The organism is Mycobacterium neumannii (assembly GCF_048452905.1).
GTDB lineage: Bacteria > Actinomycetota > Actinomycetes > Mycobacteriales > Mycobacteriaceae > Mycobacterium > Mycobacterium neumannii_B.
This window is the reverse complement of the sequence record NZ_JBCGVF010000006.1, coordinates 338,334-355,356: the sequence shown is the minus strand read 5'-3', so window position 1 is coordinate 355,356 and position 17,023 is coordinate 338,334. Positions and strand designations below refer to the sequence as shown.

Below are 17,023 nucleotides of genomic sequence, written 5' to 3'. Positions count from 1 at the left end.
GCGATTTGGGTGTAGTTGGTGGCGTTGACCGCAACCAACTACACCCAAATCGCAACGTGGTGATAGTACAGCGGTTGATGTACCGTCTGCGTCATGCAGACGGTCACTCGCAGCGATGCGCTGTCGCGATTCGGTTGCGCTCTGTCGGATCCGACCCGCGCCGAGATCCTGTTGATCCTGCGCGACGGGCCCGGATATCCGTCGGAGCTGGCCGACAAGATCGGCGTCTCCCGCCAGATCCTGTCCAACCACCTGACGTGTCTGCGGGGCTGCGGTCTGGTGACCGCGCAGCCCGAGGGTCGGCGCAACCGCTACGAACTCGCCGATGAGCGCATCGCACATGCGCTCGACGACCTGGTCGGTCTGGTGCTCGAGGTCGACCCGGCCTGCTGCCCCGCCGCCGCCGACGACGCCTGCTGCTGATGGCTACCCCGAGCGAAACCCGACGCACGGTCCTGGCGCGCCGGATTCGCTGGTTGGTGGCGGCCACGATCACCTACAACGTCATCGAGGCGATCATCGCGCTGGCCGAGGGCGCGCGGGTGTCGTCGTCGGCGCTGGTGGGTTTCGGCCTGGATTCGGTCGTCGAGGTGTCCTCCGCAGCAGCCGTCGCATGGCAGTTCTCCGCACGCGATCCCGAAACGCGGGAGAAGGCCGCGCTGCGATTCATCGCGTTCTCGTTCTTCGCACTCGCCGCGTACGTCACCGCCGACGCGGTGCTGACGCTGACCGGCCGAGGTGAGGCCGCACCCTCCGTCGTCGGCATCGTGCTGGCCGCGCTGAGCCTGGTGATCATGCCGGTGCTGTCGTTGGCGCAACGGCGTGCCGGTCGCGAATTCGGGTCGACGTCTGCGGTCGCCGATTCCAAGCAGACACTGCTGTGCGCCTACCTGTCGGCGATCGTGCTGGCGGGCCTGGTTCTCAACGGCCTGTTCGGCTGGTCGTGGGCCGACCCCGTCGCCGCGCTCGGGATCGCGGTGATCGCGGTCCGCGAAGGGGTCGAGGCGTGGCGCGGGGACCCCTGCTGCGGGTGAGCGTCGAGAGAGGAGTGGGCATGCCGATCGTCGCCATCGCCTTATACGTGGTGTTCGCCATACTCGGATTCGGTTGGCGCAGTTGGCAACAGAAACGCCGCACCGGGTCGACCGGTTTTCGTGGTATCAGCGGGCGGCCGCTGTCGCTCGAGTGGTTCGCAGGCGTGGGGTTCGTCGTTTCGATGGGTGTCGCGGTGTTCGCGCCGATCCTGCAACTGGCCGGCGTCGTCGCTCCGCTGGCGCCGCTGGATCGAGCGTGGGTGAACATCGCCGGCATCGCGATCGCGGTGGCAGGCATCGCCGCAACGCTTTATGCACAGGTCGACATGGGTGACTCGTGGCGCATCGGGGTCGACGCCAGTGAGAAGACGACGTTGGTGCGTCGCGGCGTGTTCGCATGGGTGCGCAATCCGATCTTCACCGCGATGATGGTCTTCGGCTTCGGAATCGCCCTGATCACACCGAATCCCGTCGCGGTGATCGGGTTCGTACTGCTGATCGCGACGATCGAGACACAGGTCCGTGTCGTCGAAGAACCGTACCTACTCACCGTGCACGGCGACGACTACCGCGACTACCTCGCAACCGTCGGTCGATTCCTTCCCGGCGTGGGACACCGGTAGTGGCCCAAGTCACTCCTCAGGGATTTCGCGCTCGATCTCGTCGAGCCAGGTGCGTGCGGACATGTCCGATGGTGCCCGCCAGTCGCCCCGCGGCGAGAGCGATCCGCCGTGCGACACCTTGGGTCCATTCGGCACGGCCGACCGCTTGAACTGGGCGAACGAGTAGTAGCGCTGGGCGAACACCTGCAGCCAGTGCCGGATCTCCTTGAGCGAGTACGACGGCCGCTTCGACTCGGGGTATCCGGTCGGCCACTCGCCGCGCTGCGGATCGCTCCATGCGTGCCAGGCCAGAAACGCGACCTTTGAGGGCCGGAACCCGAAACGCAGCACCTGGAACAGCGAAAAGTCCTGCAGCACATATGGTCCGACCTTGGACTCGCTGCTCTGGATCTCCTCGTCCTCCCCTGCGGGGACCAGCTCGGGCGAGATCTCGGTGTCGAGAACCGACTGCAACACCTCGTTGACCCTGTCGTCGAACTCCTTGGACGAAATCACCCAGCGAATCAGGTGCTGGATCAACGTCTTCGGAACACCGCCGTTGACGTTGTAGTGCGACATCTGGTCGCCCACGCCGTACGTCGACCACCCCAGCGCGAGCTCCGACAGGTCGCCGGTGCCCAACACGATGCCTCCGCGCTGGTTGGCCAGGCGGAACAGGTAATCGGTGCGCAGTCCGGCCTGCACGTTCTCGAACGTGACGTCGTAGACCTTCTCCCCCCGGCCGAACGGGTGGTCGATGTTGGTGAGCATCAACTCCGCTGTGGAGCTGATGTCGAGTTCGGTGAACGTCACCCCCAGCGCCTCGGCCAACCGCTCGGCGTTGCCCTTGGTCCGCTCACCGGTCGCGAACCCGGGCATGGTGAACGTCAGAATGTCGCTGCGCGGGCGCTGTTCACGATCCATCGCCCGGGCGGCGACGATCAAAGCATGCGTCGAGTCCAGACCTCCGGACACACCAAGCACTATCTTGGGGAAGTCCAGCGCGCGCAGGCGCTGTTCGAGCCCGGCCACCTGGATGCTGTAGGCCTCATAGCAATCCTGCTCCAGCCGTTCGGGATCCGACGGCACGAACGGGAAACGCTCGATGTGGCGGAGCAACCCGACGTCGCCGGTCGGCGGATCGAGTTGGAACTCCACCCGCCGGTAGGTGTCCGTCGATGCCGCGTGGTGCCTGCGGTTGTCGTCGAAGGTGCCCATCCGGATGCGTTCGGATCGCAGCAATTCCAGATCGACGTCGGCGACGGATCGGCGTTCACCCTTCGGAAAACGCTCGGACTGCGCAAGGCATTCGCCGTTCTCCCAGATCATCGTCTGACCGTCCCAGGCCAGGTCGGTCGTCGACTCGCCCTCGCCCGCCGCGGCGTACACATAGGCGGCCAGGCAGCGCGCCGACGCCGAGCGGGCCAGCAGGCAGCGGTCTTCGGAGCGTCCGATCGTTATCGGGCTTCCGGACAGGTTCGCCAGCACCGTCGCGCCGGCCAGTGCCGCCGACGCGCTCGGCGGGATCGGCACGAACATGTCCTCGCAGATCTCGACGTGCAACACGAACCCGGGCACGTCGGTCGCGGTGAACAACAGATCCGGCCCGAACGGCACGTCGGCCCACTCACCTCCGCGGCCCATTCGGATCGCGCCGCGCACGTCGTCGCCAGGTGCCATCTGCCTGCGCTCGTAGAACTCCCGATACGTCGGCAGGTAGGACTTGGGCGCGACGCCGAGCACGCGGCCGCGGTGGATCACTATGGCCGTGTTGTAGATCCTGTGCCGATAGCGCAGCGGAGCCCCGATCACCAGGACGGGCATCAGGTCGGCGGAGGCGACGACGATGTCGAGCACCGCGTCCTCGACCGCATCCAGCAGCGCGTCCTGCATCACGATGTCCTCGATGGAATATCCCGACAGCGTCAGCTCCGGAAAGACCGCGAGCGCGACGTTGTCGTCGTGGCAGGCGCGCGCCATCCGCAGCACCGACTCGGCATTGGCCCGCGGATCGGCGAGCGTCGTGTGGTGCGTGCATGCGGCTACGCGGACGAAGCCGTGCCGGTACGCCGAGTAGAAATCCATGCCTCATTGTTGCCCGAAAACGGAACGGGGTATGCAGGTCCCCATGAGTGACACCGCAGTGCTGGTCATCGACATGATGAACACCTACCGCCATCCCGACGCCGAGAAGCTGGTCCCACACGTCGCCGAGATCATCGATCCCCTGGCAGGGCTCGTGGCCGAGGCCCGTGACCGTGACGATGTCGACCTCATCTACGTCAACGACAACTACGGCGATTTCACCGCCGAGTTCAGCGACATCGTGCAGTCGGCGCTGCAGGGCGAGCGCCCCGACCTGGTCGAGCCGATCGTCCCGCAGAAGGGCTGCCGCCTGATGACGAAGGTGCGTCACAGCGCCTTCTACGCCACGGCGCTGGCATACCTGCTGGGGCAGTTGAAACCCGAGCGGGTCATCCTCACCGGTCAGGTCACCGAGCAATGCATCCTCTACACCGCGCTGGACGCCTATGTCCGGCACTTCCCCGTCGTCGTGCCGCCGGACGCCGTAGCCCACATCGACCCGGAACTCAGCGACGCGGCGCTGACCATGATGAAAAGCAATATGAGCGCCGAGATCACGCCCGCGGCAAAGTGTTTGCAGTGATCACTCGGCCGCGAGGTCCTGCTCGAAGCCGCGCGCCGATGTCTCGGTCCTGGCGCCGGTCAGTTCGCGGGCGGTGTTGATCAGCCCGACCATGCTGAACGCCTGCGGCGTGTTACCCACATGCCTGCCGACCGTGGTGTCGAATTCCTCGCTGAGCAAACCGACATCGTTGCGCAGCCCAATCAGGCGCTCGAACAGTGCGGTCGCCTCCTCGGTGCGACCGATGCCGTGCAAGGCGTCGGCGAGCCAGAACGAGCACGCGAGGAATGCGCCCTCGTGACCGGGCAACCCGTCGACGCCGTGCTCGGTGCGGTACCGCAGCAGGAAGCCGTCGGTCGTCAAGCGCGCCTGCACCGCGTCGACGGTGCCCCGTACGCGTGGATCGTCCCACGATAGGAAGCCGACCCGCGGGATCAGCAGCAGCGCGGCATCGACCGCATCGGACCCGTAGAACTGGGTGAAGGTGTTGCGGTCGGTGTCGTAGCCGTTGGCGCACACCTCGGCGTGGATCTCGTCGCGCAGGGCACGCCACCGATCCACCGGCCCGGGCAGCGCGTGGTGGTCGACCGTCTTCACCGCGCGGTCGACACCCGCCCATGCCATCACCTTCGAGTGCACGAAATGTCGTCTCGGCCCGCGAACTTCCCACAGGCTGTTGTCGGGGTCGCGCCAATGACCCTCGAGATAGTCGAGCAAGGCGCGCTGCACATCCCACGCCGTGTCGTCGGTCGTCATGCCGGCGTCACGGGCCAGATGCAGCCCGTCGAGTACCTCGCCCCACACGTCGAGTTGGAACTGGTCGGCCGCGGCGTTGCCGATTCGCACGGGTGCGGACCCCTCGTAACCCGACAACCACGGCAGCTCCTGCTCGTAGAGCCTGCGGCTGCCGTCGAGCCCGTACATGATCTGCAGTTTCGACGGATCGCCTGCGACAGCTCGCACGAGCCATTCCCGCCAAGCAGTGGCCTCGGCGACGAACCCGGTGCCCAGGAGCGCTTGCAGCGTGAAGGCCGCGTCGCGGAGCCAGCAGAAGCGGTAATCCCAGTTGCGTGAGCCACCGAGTTGTTCCGGCAGCGACGTCGTGGCCGCCGCCACGATCCCGCCGGTGGGCGCATAGGTCAGAGCCTTGAGTATCACCAGCGCCCGGCGCACCTCGCTGTCCCACCTGCCTCGGTAGCGACACCGCGAAATCCAATCGGTCCAGAACCTTTCGGCCTCCGCGATGGCGGTGTCCGGGTCGACGGGGGCGGGCCGGGGCAGGTGCGACGGCGCGTAGGTGAGTACGAACGGGATCCGCTCACCGGCGGCGACGTCGAATTCGGCGACCGTGGAGAGATCCTCGCCGCGTATCGGCGCCGTCGTGCGCAACCAGATCGCGTCGGGTCCGGCGACGGCAGCGAGGTCGGCACCTTCGCGGCGCACCCACGGCACGATGTGGCCGTAATCGAAGCGCAGCCGAAGCACCATGCGCATCGGCACACGACCGGACACTCCCTCGACGACGCGCACCACATCGGGTTCGGTGCCACGCGGGGGCATGCAGTCCACCACGCGGACGGTCCCTCCCGGGGTGTCCCATTCGCTTTCCAGGATCAGCGTGTCTCCGCGGTATCTGCGCCGGGCGACCGGTCCACCGGATGCCGGTGCGATCCGCCAACTGCCGGCTTCCTCGTCGTGCAGCAGTGCGGCGAGACATGCCGGCGAGTCAAACCGCGGTAGGCACAGCCAGTCGATGGCTCCGTCGCGGCCCACGAGCGCGGCCGTCTGAAGGTCTCCGAGCAAGGCGTAGTCCTCGATCGCCGCCATTTTCACGCCGACCCGTCGAGCGTGATGACGACCTTGACGTCGTCGTCTCGGGTGTCGAAAGCGTCTTCGGCACGGTGCAGGGGTACCCGGCGGCTGATCATTCGCTCCAGCCACCCGGTGTCCGCGGTCCCCAACGCTTCGGCCGCCTGACGGTAATGCCGCAGGTTTGCGTTCACCGAGCCGACGACGACGTCGTTCTCCAGGACCAGTTCACGGTTGAGACCGCCAACATCAACGTCGATTGTGCGTCCGGACGGTGACACCCCCGTCAAGCAGACGATGCCGTAATGCGCTGTGCTGCACATGACCTCGAGCGCCACGCGACTGGCGCCGGTGGCCTCGATGACGATGTCGGGCTGAAGCCGGTCGGCGACATCACCGGCAGGCTCGTAATGATAAGTGGCGCCGAGAGACTCGACCAGCGCGGGTTTGGGCCCCTCGGTGACGAGGTCGAGCACATGAACGTCAAGGCCCTGCTGCACTCCCAGCAGCGCAGCCAGCAGGCCGATAGGGCCGGCGCCCGTGACCAACACGCGTTGCGGTTCAAACCACGACCGCCGCCCGATCGAGTGCACCTGTTCCCATGCTTTGGCGACGACTGTGGTGGGCTCCATCAAGACGCCGACGTTAGCGAGTTCGCGGCTCAGCGTCACCGCGTAATCTGTTTCTACACACCATTTTTCGCTGCCGTAGCCGTGGATGCCCTTGATGCCGCGTTCGGTATACCGACCGTTGCGGCACATATCGAATTCGCCGTGGGCGCAGGCAGGGCACGGAACCGGGTCGGGGCGCCGCACCACGCCGACCACCAGATCCCCGGTGTCAAAGCCGCTGCCGTCGGGCGCTTGCAGCACCCGACCCAGTGACTCGTGACCGAGGATCAGGCGGTCACGGCTTGGCGGTGCCTCACCGTACAGCCCGTCGGCGATCTCCTTGTCGGTCCCGCACACGCCGACCGCGATGCCCTCGACGAGCAGTTCGCCGGCTGCTGGCTCCGGATCGGCCACCGTCTCGACGCGCAGCGACCCCGCGTGTCCAGGTTCGGTGGTCAGCGCGCGCATCGAGTATCAACCGAGGGAGGGCAGAAGTTCGTCGCACAGGCGTTCACACTGGCGGCAGACGTCGGCGCAGATGCGGCAGTGGTCGTGATGTTCGGCATGGCGGCCGCACTCGTCGGCGCATGCGCGGCAAGCGGCCACACACGCCCGCAGCACCTCAGCGGTGACGTTTGCGTCGTAGCCGGTATGCCGGGACAGCACCCGGGCGGTCGCCGCGCAGACATCCGCGCAGTCCGAGTTGGTTCGGATGCACTTGGTCAGTTGCGCGACCGACTCTTCGCTCAGGCAGGCGTCCGCACACCCGGTACACGCCTGCGCGCATTCGAGACAGGCCTCGATGCACGCCACGAGTTTTCCGCGATCGACTCCGCCGACGTCCTGCGGGTAGGTCTCGAGCATTCTGCCCGCGACACTCATAGCGTCCTCCTCGATTGTCGGTGCTTGACGGTCGCGTACCCGCGGTCGTCTCGCGGAAACGGGTGATACGGCGTCGACGTCGACCATCGCCGATCCGTCACCGCGCTGCTCGGTCGAGATGACGCTGAATGAACCGTCGGTTTCCAGTACCACGGCCGCGACGCCCGCAAGATCGCCGGACCCTGAGGAGCGCACCGCCTGGCGCACCTCGTCAGCGCTCACCCGTTGACGGCGCAGCGCGTCGTCCCGGAACAGCCCGTGAGTCAACAGCAGCGTCGGGGTGGACTTCAGCGCCATCCGGGCGGCTCGCGCGCGGGAGGAGATCAACGCCGCAACGAATTGCAAGGCCACCAGAAGCGCCAGCGCTGCGACACCTTCGACATACGACACATCGGAGCTGAGCAGAATGGTGGCCAGGGTGGACCCCACCGCGACAGTGACGACAAGGTCGAAGGCGTTGAGCTTGGCCAGCGTGCGTTTGCCCGAAATACGCAGCAGCACAACCAACGTCGCATAGGCGGCCGCACCGATCACCAGGACCCTCGCCACGTCCGCCCATCCGCCGGACCACACGTTACTCAGTCCTCCCGATCAGAGCCATCGGCCACTCCCGTTCCGCCACGGCGGCCAACGCGAACGCTCCTCGCCTACCCTCGTGGCACCGGCACAAAACGGGTAATCGGTTGGACGTTTGGCGCCGCGGGCTGCGGGTAGGCCCGCTTCGGTGATGAAATTCAAACGATCCAAGCCCGCCCCCGTGGCGACGGCCCTGCTCGTGATGTTCTTGCTGGCTGGCTGCGGTAGCTACACCACTGGCGAATCGACCAACCGTGGGTCCGGTTCGGAAACGCCCGAGACCACCGTCGAGAACGCATTCGTCGTACCGCGCTACTTGCCCGGATCGTGCGCGATCCAGGTCGGCGAGAGCGCAGAATTGCGGTTCACGATCACCAACAATCGGCCGGCGGAGGCCGAACGGCTGGAGGCGATCACGACACCAGCCGCCGAGGCCGTCCGGATCGATCCGAGTCCGCCGATCGAGATCGCTGCGGGCACCGCGCTGGCCACCGGTCAACCGGTCGAACCGGGCCAGCCGTTCACCGTCACCTTGGACGGCATCAACCAAACCGTCCGGCCCGCCTACAACGTCGACGTGACCTTCCGCTTCCAGAAGTCCGGCGAGCTGACCATGCCCGTCCCCGTCGAAGCCTGCCCGAGACAGGAATGAGCAACCGCCAGCGGGATCGCATCGCCGGACCGTGGGGTGTGCCGCCCGCCCCGCTCTAAGAGGTTGCTTCCACGCCCCTGCTGCGTGCCAGCCCCCCCATACCGTCTAAGGGCGCTTCCGCTGAATCGCCGCGAACTGACTACCCTCGACCAGGTGGACGCACCCGAACTCGTCGCCCTGCTGCGCGACCGGCGGATCGTGGTGCTCACCGGCGCGGGGATGTCCACCGACTCGGGAATCCCCGACTACCGCGGCCCGGACTCGCCGCCGAGCAACCCCATGACGATCCGTCAGTTCACCTCCGACCCCGTCTTCCGGCAGCGGTACTGGGCGCGCAACCACCTCGGCTGGCGTCATATGGACGCCACGCTGCCCAACGCCGGCCATCGGGCCCTCGCCGCGCTCGAAGCCGCAGGTGCGGTGTCGGCCCTGATCACCCAGAACGTCGACCTGCTGCACAGCAAGGCGGGCAGCCAGAACGTCGTCAACCTCCACGGCACCTACGCGCAGGTGATCTGCCTCGACTGTGCGCACACGATGAGCCGCGCCGCCCTGGCCGATCTGCTGGAGACGGCTAATCCGGTATTCGCTCAGCGGGTCGCCGAGTCGGTGGGCGGCATCGCGGTCGCCCCGGACGCCGATGCCGTCGTCGGCGACACCACGTCGTTTCGCGTCGTCGACTGCCCGCACTGCGGCGGGATGCTCAAACCCGACATCGTCTACTTCGGCGAGAGTGTCCCGAAAGATCGTGTGGCTCAGTCCTATTCGATGGTCGATGCGGCCGATGTCCTACTGGTCGCGGGGTCGTCGCTGACGGTGTACTCGGGCTACCGGTTCGTTCGCCACGCGGCGGCGGCGGGTATGCCGATCGCGATCATCAACCGCGGACCCACCCGCGGCGATGCGCTGGCGACGGTCAAGATCGACAACGGGTGCTCGCCCATGCTGGCGTTGTTGGCCGACGAGCTGCCGGCCTTCGCGACGTCGACGGGGATGACGGCGTGACCCAGACATCCGAGGACGCCTCGTGGCTCCGTGAGCTGATCGACCGGCATCGCCCTGGTCCTGGGCCGGTCACCGGCCGGTGGGCACTGGGCATCGGCGACGTGATCGCCGAGCACTCGCTCACACCCGACAAGCTCCGGTGGCTGGTGCGCAAGCTCAACCACTTCGGCGGTGTGGCCATCAGCGAGGAGTCGGTCGAGTTCGACGGGGACACCGTCGAATGGGCGGACGTTGAAGAGGTCCGCACCCGCAGCCTGATCGAGTACCTGTTCACCGGCGGAGTGGACAAGCAGATCGACAAGCTGCCGCTGCCGTGGTTTCCGTTCCGGCACAAGGTGCTCGGCGTGGTCTCGCGCGCGGCGCTGACGCTTCTGCTGGCCGCGGCCAAGCAGCAACTCGAAGGCGGCGCACTGGAGATCCGCATCCCGGCGGAGGTGCGCTACGACGGCCTGTTGCGCACCCGCGAGCTGACACCCGGAATGCTGGCGGCGGTGATCCTCGCCGATCCGGTGGTCCGCGAATGCTTCGAGGCGACCGCGAAGGCCAACGGCGTGACGGTGCAACCGGCCGACGACGACGTGATGGAAAGCGCCGACGAACGCGCCGACCAGATCAAGGCGATGTTCGAGGGAATCTCGGCGCGCATTCGATCGCTGGGCGATCACTAGCGCAGCGGCTTAGACGGCCACCAGGTCGTCGGCGTGTACGGCGGGTCGGCGCAGCTCCGGAGACAGATCCGACGTCGACCGGCCCAACATCGTCGCCAACTCACCGCGGTCGTAGGCGACGACACCGCGCCCGACCATCGTCCCGTCCTGCGCCCGCAACTCGACGACGTCGCCGCCGTAGAAGCGCCCCGACACCGCGGTGATACCGGCGGGCAGCAGCGAGCGCCGCTGTGTGACCACCGCGCGCACCGCACCGTCGTCGAGCGTCAGCGCGCCCGCGGCCTCGGCGGCGTAGCGCACCCAGAACCGGCGCGCCGACATCCGTTCGGGCCGCGGCGCGAACACCGTGCCGACGGACGCGTCGGCCAACGCGGTCGCCGCATCCGAGGCCGCGGCCAACAACACCGGCACCCCGGCGTCGGCGGCCAGTAACGCCGACGACAGCTTCGACGCCATCCCGCCGGTGCCCAGTTGGCTACCTCGGCCGGCCACGACACCGTCGAGGTCCTCTGGCTGCGCCACTTCGGCGATGAAGCGCGCGTTACGCTTTCGCGGATCCGAATCGTAGAGCCCGTCGATGTCGGACAGCAGGATCAGCGCGTCGGCGCCGACCAGGTGCGCGACCAGCGCCGAGAGCCGGTCGTTGTCGCCGAACCTGATCTCGTTGGTGGCCACGGTGTCGTTCTCGTTGACGATCGCCACCGCGTGCAGCGCGCGCAAACGGTCGAGCGTGCGCTGGGCGTTGGTGTGCTGAACTCGCATCGAGATGTCGTGCGCGGTCAGCAGGACCTGTCCGACGGTGCGCTCATAATGCGCGAACGCCGCGCTCCACGCGTTGACCAGAGCCACCTGGCCGACGCTGGCGGCGGCCTGTTTGGTGGCCAGGTCCGCGGGCCGTCTCGACAGCCGCAGCGGTTCGATGCCCGCCGCGATCGCTCCCGACGACACGATCACCACATCCGAGCCGGCCCGCATCCGGTTCTCGATGGCCTCGACCAGCACCGCGAGCCTGCTGGCGTCGAACACTCCGGTCGGCGTGGTCAGCGCGGTGGTGCCGACCTTGACGACGACGCTGCGCGCGGTGCGCACCGCCGCGCGGTGCGCCGACTCGTCGGGGCGCGCGGAGGCGGTCATGACTCGCCGCCGGGGCGCCGCCGTTCCCGCCGCGCGGCCTTACGCTCCGCGGCCCCGACGCGATCGGTCTGCTCGAGCCGCTGATCCGTGCCGCGACCCGACATCGGCACGTCCACGCCGGCCGGTGTCTGCGGCTCCCAATCGAAGGTGACCTCGCCGATGGTCACCGCGCATCCGGGCCGCGCGCCCAGCTTCAACAGCTCATCCTCGACACCCAGGCGGGCCAGCCGGTCACCGAGGTAGCCGACGGCCTCGTCGTTGTCGAAATCGGTCTGGGCCACCCATCGTTCGGGTCGGGCACCATGCACGACGAAGCCGCCGTGCCCATCCGGCTCGACGGTGAAGCCGCTCTCGTCCACGGGGACGGGGCGGATGACGGGTCGGCGCGGTACCACTGGCGGTTGCGCCTCACGATACGCCGACACCATCTCCCACAGCGCGAAGGTCAACTGCCGCAACCCTTCCCGGGTCACGGTGGACACCTCGAACACCGGCCAGCCGTAGCGGCGCACGATCTCCTCGCGCACGAATTCGGCCAGCTCGCGGGCATCGGGCACGTCGATCTTGTTCAGCACCACCGCACGCGGACGCTCGGCGAGGTCGCCCAGCGTCGAATCGCCTTGCAGTGTCGGCGTGTACGCGGCGAGCTCGCCTTCCAGCGCGTCGATATCGGAGACCGGGTCGCGGCCAGGCTCCATCGTCGCGCAATCGACGACGTGCACCAACACCGCGCAGCGTTCGATGTGCCGCAGGAAGTCCAGTCCCAGCCCGCGCCCCTGCGAGGCGCCGGGGATGAGCCCGGGCACGTCGGCGACGGTGAAGGTGTTGCCGCCCGCGGAAACCACGCCGAGGTTGGGCGCCAGCGTGGTGAACGGATAGTCGGCGATCTTCGGTTTGGCCGCCGAGATCACCGACACCAGGGAGGACTTGCCTGCGGACGGGAAGCCGACGAGCCCGACGTCGGCGACCGTCTTGAGTTCCAGCGTCAGGTCGCGGACCTGACCCTTCTCCCCGAGCAGCGCGAACCCGGGAGCTTTGCGTGCGCGCGATGCCAGCGCGGCGTTACCCAGGCCGCCACGGCCACCGGCGGCCGCTTCGAAGCGGGTGCCGGCGCCCACGAGGTCGGCGAGCAGTCGGCCGTCCTCGTCGAGCACGACCGTGCCGTCGGGAACCTTCACCTCGAGGTCGGCGCCCGCGGCCCCGTCCCGGTTGCCGCCCGCGCCCTGCTTGCCGGACGGTGCGACGACGTGCGGATGGAAGTGGAAGTCGAGCAGCGTGTGCACTTGGGGGTCGACGACCAGGATCACGCTGCCCCCGCGACCGCCGTTGCCGCCGTCGGGACCGCCGAGCGGTTTGAACTTCTCGCGGTGGACCGAGGCGCAGCCGTTGCCGCCGTTGCCTGCCCGCGCGTGGATCACGACGCGGTCGACGAAGCGAGGCATCGGTCTTCCTTTCCGTGACGAGTGTGAGCTACTGCCAGCTTCAGCCGGGAAGTCGCAGCAGCATCACATTCGCGGCAGGAAGTCAGGCCTCCTGCGCTGCCGGTCGAACGACGCTGACGATTTTGCGGCCGCGCTTGGAACCGAATTCGACGGCGCCGGGAGCGGTGGCGAACAGGGTGTCGTCACCTCCGCGGCCGACGTTGGTGCCGGGATGGAAATGCGTACCCCGCTGCCGCACCAAAATTTCGCCGGCCTTGACGATCTGGCCGCCGAACCGCTTGACGCCGAGCCGCTGTGCGGCGGAGTCGCGACCGTTCCGCGAGCTGGAAGCGCCCTTCTTGTGTGCCATGTCTGTGGTTCCCCTCAGTGCTTTCTGTTCGTCGCCTGACGGCTCATCACTTGATGCCGGTGACCTTGAGGACGGTCAGCTGCTGACGGTGCCCCTGCCGCTTGTGGTAGCCGGTCTTGTTCTTGAACTTGTGGATGCGGATCTTCGGGCCCTTGGTGTGCTCGAGGATCTCACCGGTGACGGCGACCTTCTCCAGCGACTTGGCGTCGGAGGTCACCTTCGACCCGTCGACGACGAGGGCCACCGGCAACGAGACGCTGGCGCCGGGCTCGGACTCGAGCTTCTCGACCTTCACCACGTCGCCGACGGCCACCTTGTACTGCTTGCCGCCGGTCTTGACGATTGCGTACGTGACCTTTTCGGCTGCCATCGTCTTACTACTCCTACGTCGTTCACTGGGCGCGCGCGATTTGCCGCTGCGCTGGTCTGGGTTTGCGACTGCCGCCGACTCGCATGGTCCAGCCTGGCGACAACTGCTCAAGGCTACTTGAGCCGCCGCATGAGGGTCAAATCACCGCAGGTCACGGCTCATCGGCACCGGGGGCCACCAGGTCAGCGCTCGGGGCTTGGCGGGCCCGCAGGTCGAGCGGCCGCGCGACGCCGGTGACGGCCTCGGGAGGGGGCCGCGGATGCGACTCTCCTGGTGTCGTAGTCGCCGGGGTCCTCGTCCTCGTCCTCGTCGTCGGAGTCTTCGTCGTCGTCGGAGTCCTCGTCGTCGTCCTCATCAGAGTCGTCGTCGGAGTCGTCGGCGCCGATGACCTCGATGTCGTCGATGTCGTCTTCGTCGTCGTCGGAGTCCAGGTCGATCTCGTCCTCGTCCTCGTCCTCGTCGTCGGACTCGTCGTCCTCGTCGGAATCATCGGAGTCGGTCTCATCGAAGTCCTCGTCCTCGAGGTCCTCGATATCGTCCTCGCCCGACTCGATCACCGCGGTGCGGATAGCCCCCGAAATGGCTTCGGAATCGGTCTCGGCGACCTCCTCGGGCTTCTGATCGCGGCGCTCATCGTCGGTGGTGTCTTCGTCGGCGGCGTCGTCGTCTGCGTCATGGCGACCGTTGGCGGCCGCCATCGCCTTGAACATCGGGTGCTCGCCCGCGGGATGCGGCGGGACCTTGGCCACGGCGACGTCGTCGGACTTGGCACCGCGCTTTCCGCGCTTACCGCGCCGACCGCCGGTGTCGGACTTTCGTCCGCTGCTCGACGTCGAGTCGACCGGGTCGCCATGCAGCACGATCCCCCGCCCGCTGCAGTGCGTGCACGGCGTCGAGAACGCCTCCACCAGACCGGTGCCGAGTCGCTTGCGCGTCAACTGGACCAGGCCCAGCGAGGTCACCTCGGAGACCTGATGGCGGGTCCGATCCCGGGCCAGCGCCTCGGTCAGCCGCCGCAGCACCAGGTCGCGGTTGTTCTCCAGCACCATGTCGATGAAGTCGATTACCACGATGCCGCCGATGTCGCGCAGCCTCAGCTGGCGCACGATCTCCTCGGCCGCCTCGAGGTTGTTGCGGGTGACGGTCTGCTCGAGGTTGCCGCCCGACCCGGTGAACTTGCCGGTGTTGACGTCGATGACGGTCATGGCCTCGGTGCGGTCGATGACGAGCGTGCCTCCCGAGGGCAGCCACACCTTGCGGTCCATCGCCTTGGTCAGTTGCTCGTCGATGCGGTGCACCGCGAACACGTCGGGGCCGTCGGCGGAAGCGGGCTCGTACTTCGTCAGCCGCGGAAGGAGTTCGGGTGCAACCGAATTCACATAGTCGTTGATGGTCTTCCACGCCTCGTCGCCGGAGACCGTCAGGCCCGTGAAGTCCTCGTTGAACAGGTCGCGGATCACCTTGACCAGGACATCGGGCTCCTCGTAGAGCGCGACGGCCGCACCGGCCTTCTTGGCGGTGATGTCGGCGGCCTTGGCCTCGATCTCCGACCAGCGCTTGGCGAGGCGTTCGACGTCGTTGCGGATGTCTTCTTCTTTGACGCCCTCGGACGCGGTGCGGATGATCACCCCGGCGTCAGGCGGCACCACCTCACGCAGGATGTCCTTGAGACGCTGGCGTTCCGTGTCGGGCAGTTTGCGGCTGATACCGGTCGACGAGGCGCCGGGCACGTAGACCAGGTACCGACCCGCCAACGACACCTGCGTGGTCAACCGGGCACCCTTGTGGCCGACGGGGTCCTTGCTGACCTGGACGACGACGTAGTCGCCCGGCTTGAGCGCCTGTTCGATCTTGCGGGCCGCGCCGCCGAGTCCGGCGGCTTCCCAGTTGACCTCGCCGGCGTAGAGGACACCGTTGCGCCCGCGGCCGATGTCGACGAAGGCCGCCTCCATCGAGGGCAGTACGTTCTGCACGATGCCGAGGTAGATGTTGCCGACCAGGGAGGCCGACGCCGCCGAGGTCACGAAGTGCTCGACGACGACGCCGTCCTCGAGCACGGCAATCTGGGTGTAGCGGGCGCCCTCGTGTGGAGGTTCGGTGCGGACCTTGTCGCGGACGACCATCATCCGTTCGACGGCCTCGCGCCTGGCCAGGAATTCGGCCTCGCTCAGGATGGGCGGGCGACGCCTGCCTGCGTCTCGGCCGTCGCGCCTGCGTTGCCGTTTGGCCTCCAGTCGGGTCGACCCGCTGATGCCCTGGATCTCGCCGTCGCCGCTACCGGACTTGTCGTTCCTGGTCGATTTCCGCGGTTCGCGCTCGTGCACGACGGTGTTGGGTGGATCGTCGGGCGAGGTCGCCTCGCTGTCGTCCCCCGATCCCGATTTGCGACGACGGCGGCGGCGGCGACGGCGGGTAGCCCCATCCGTGCCGGTGTTCTCGTCGTCGCCGTTGTCCTCGTCGGAGTCGTCCGAGTCGTCGCCGTCGGAGTCCGAACCCTGAGAACCGCCCTGATCGGCGTCCCCGTCGCCGTCGGCGTCGTCACCGTTCTGCTCACCGCGACCGCGGCCCCGTCCGCGCCTGCCGCGGCGGCGACGGCGACCGGAGGGCCGCTCGGATTGATCGTCCACACTGTCCGGGGCGTCGTCATCGTCGTCGTCGGTGTCGTCGTCATCGTCGTCGGCGTCGTATTCGAAGCGGACGGGCTGCGGCGCGACGAACAGCGGCATGTATTCGGCGCGCTGCGGCGCCTCTTCCGCGGGGGTCTCCAGAATCGTCCGGGACTCCGGCTCGTCTTCGTTGCTCGGTTCGGAGGAATCCGGAGGTTCGGCGGCATCCGCCGGTTCGGGTGTCTGCGGCGCGTCGGCACCGTCGGCGAGCGCTTGGCGCACCCGTTGCGCCTCGCCCTCCTCGACGGTGGACTCGGCGGTGCGCGGTCGACCGTCGAGTCCGGTCAGCGCTTCGAGGACCCGCTCGCTGGTGGTGCCGAGCACCTGGGCGAGCGAATCGACCCTCAACGTCTCCGGCTGAGAGTCCTGTGCTTCTCGCGTGTCTTCAGAAAGGTCTTCGGTTGGGGCATCTTCGGCCACGTAGTCTCCTTAAGCCCCCGGGCGCGTCGTTTCTGACGCGGCCACGCGAGGGCTTCCGCTATGGACCCGGGTGACTTCGCCCGAGCTTGTTGTGGTCTCGCTCCGAGCGGTCCACAGGGGACCATCCCGGTGCCGGTCTGAATGATGGCTGGACGG

Annotated in this window: 16 protein-coding genes and 1 pseudogene; 7 read left to right on the top strand and 10 right to left on the bottom strand. The window is 67.6% G+C overall.

The window, feature by feature from the left end; translation table 11 throughout:
• The first annotated feature begins 93 nt into the window (after positions 1 to 93).
• Genes AAHH99_RS19440 through AAHH99_RS19430 form a run of 3 tightly spaced genes read left to right on the top strand, consistent with a single transcriptional unit; the run spans position 94 to position 1,657 of the window.
• Entirely contained in the window at positions 94 to 423 is a 330-nt protein-coding gene (locus AAHH99_RS19440) for an ArsR/SmtB family transcription factor (RefSeq protein ID WP_418770135.1), read from the top strand.
• Positions 423 to 1,034 carry a cation transporter gene (locus AAHH99_RS19435; protein ID WP_418770134.1) on the top strand — a complete coding sequence of 204 codons (612 nt, stop codon included), beginning with the start codon at positions 423 to 425 and terminating at the stop codon, positions 1,032 to 1,034. Before AAHH99_RS19440 ends, AAHH99_RS19435 begins: the two co-directional genes overlap by 1 nt.
• Positions 1,035 to 1,054: 20 nt before the next feature.
• A complete protein-coding gene (locus AAHH99_RS19430; RefSeq protein ID WP_418770133.1) occupies positions 1,055 to 1,657 on the top strand; it encodes a methyltransferase family protein in 603 nt (200 codons plus the stop codon).
• 9 nt (positions 1,658 to 1,666) lie between these two features.
• On the opposite strand, the gene AAHH99_RS19425 is transcribed toward AAHH99_RS19430, so the two are convergent.
• Positions 1,667 to 3,721 (bottom strand): NAD(+) synthase, encoded by a 2,055-nt coding sequence (locus tag AAHH99_RS19425; RefSeq protein ID WP_418770132.1) that lies wholly within the window; start codon positions 3,719 to 3,721, stop codon positions 1,667 to 1,669.
• Between the two features lie 43 nt (positions 3,722 to 3,764).
• Between AAHH99_RS19425 and AAHH99_RS19420 the strand changes: the two genes are divergently transcribed.
• Entirely contained in the window at positions 3,765 to 4,304 is a 540-nt protein-coding gene (locus tag AAHH99_RS19420; RefSeq protein ID WP_418770131.1) for a cysteine hydrolase family protein, read from the top strand.
• Here the strand turns inward: AAHH99_RS19420 and AAHH99_RS19415 are convergent, their stop codons facing one another.
• From AAHH99_RS19415 to AAHH99_RS19400, 4 genes and pseudogenes are all read right to left on the bottom strand, one after another.
• The gene (locus tag AAHH99_RS19415; RefSeq protein WP_418770282.1) at positions 4,305 to 6,110 is read right to left on the bottom strand and encodes a glycoside hydrolase family 15 protein; all 1,806 of its coding nucleotides are present in this window, start codon (positions 6,108 to 6,110) and stop codon (positions 4,305 to 4,307) included. It lies immediately after the preceding gene.
• A gap of 2 nt (positions 6,111 to 6,112) precedes the next feature.
• Positions 6,113 to 7,171 carry a glucose 1-dehydrogenase gene (locus AAHH99_RS19410; protein ID WP_418770130.1) on the bottom strand — a complete coding sequence of 353 codons (1,059 nt, stop codon included), beginning with the start codon at positions 7,169 to 7,171 and terminating at the stop codon, positions 6,113 to 6,115.
• Positions 7,172 to 7,177: 6 nt separating this feature from the next.
• The gene (locus tag AAHH99_RS19405; protein ID WP_418770281.1) at positions 7,178 to 7,585 is read right to left on the bottom strand and encodes a four-helix bundle copper-binding protein; all 408 of its coding nucleotides are present in this window, start codon (positions 7,583 to 7,585) and stop codon (positions 7,178 to 7,180) included.
• A gap of 60 nt (positions 7,586 to 7,645) precedes the next feature.
• A pseudogene (locus tag AAHH99_RS19400) lies at positions 7,646 to 8,158 on the bottom strand (DUF421 domain-containing protein); the annotation flags it as partial.
• Positions 8,159 to 8,312: 154 nt separating this feature from the next.
• Here AAHH99_RS19400 and AAHH99_RS19395 point away from each other — a divergent pair.
• The 3 genes from AAHH99_RS19395 (at position 8,313) to AAHH99_RS19385 (ending at position 10,486) form a co-directional block, all read left to right on the top strand.
• Entirely contained in the window at positions 8,313 to 8,813 is a 501-nt protein-coding gene (locus tag AAHH99_RS19395; protein WP_418770129.1) for a hypothetical protein, read from the top strand.
• A gap of 153 nt (positions 8,814 to 8,966) precedes the next feature.
• Entirely contained in the window at positions 8,967 to 9,818 is an 852-nt protein-coding gene (locus AAHH99_RS19390) for an NAD-dependent protein deacetylase (RefSeq protein ID WP_418770127.1), read from the top strand.
• Positions 9,815 to 10,486 (top strand): hypothetical protein, encoded by a 672-nt coding sequence (locus AAHH99_RS19385; protein ID WP_418770126.1) that lies wholly within the window; start codon positions 9,815 to 9,817, stop codon positions 10,484 to 10,486. Before AAHH99_RS19390 ends, AAHH99_RS19385 begins: the two co-directional genes overlap by 4 nt.
• 9 nt (positions 10,487 to 10,495) lie before the next feature.
• On the opposite strand, the gene proB is transcribed toward AAHH99_RS19385, so the two are convergent.
• The 5 genes from proB to AAHH99_RS19360 all read right to left on the bottom strand — a co-directional run bounded on the left by proB (position 10,496) and on the right by AAHH99_RS19360 (position 16,867).
• Positions 10,496 to 11,620 (bottom strand): glutamate 5-kinase, encoded by a 1,125-nt coding sequence (gene proB / locus AAHH99_RS19380; protein ID WP_418770125.1) that lies wholly within the window; start codon positions 11,618 to 11,620, stop codon positions 10,496 to 10,498.
• Positions 11,617 to 13,062, bottom strand: a complete 1,446-nt coding sequence (obgE, locus tag AAHH99_RS19375; protein ID WP_418770124.1) for a GTPase ObgE — start codon at positions 13,060 to 13,062, stop codon at positions 11,617 to 11,619. The genes proB and obgE overlap by 4 nt, the downstream gene beginning before the upstream one ends.
• Positions 13,063 to 13,144: 82 nt before the next feature.
• The gene (gene rpmA / locus AAHH99_RS19370; RefSeq protein ID WP_418770123.1) at positions 13,145 to 13,411 is read right to left on the bottom strand and encodes a 50S ribosomal protein L27; all 267 of its coding nucleotides are present in this window, start codon (positions 13,409 to 13,411) and stop codon (positions 13,145 to 13,147) included.
• Between the two features lie 46 nt (positions 13,412 to 13,457).
• Entirely contained in the window at positions 13,458 to 13,781 is a 324-nt protein-coding gene (rplU, locus tag AAHH99_RS19365) for a 50S ribosomal protein L21 (protein WP_064396844.1), read from the bottom strand.
• Between the two features lie 182 nt (positions 13,782 to 13,963).
• A complete protein-coding gene (locus tag AAHH99_RS19360) occupies positions 13,964 to 16,867 on the bottom strand; it encodes an Rne/Rng family ribonuclease (protein WP_418770122.1) in 2,904 nt (967 codons plus the stop codon).
• Between the last annotated feature and the right edge of the window lie 156 nt (positions 16,868 to 17,023).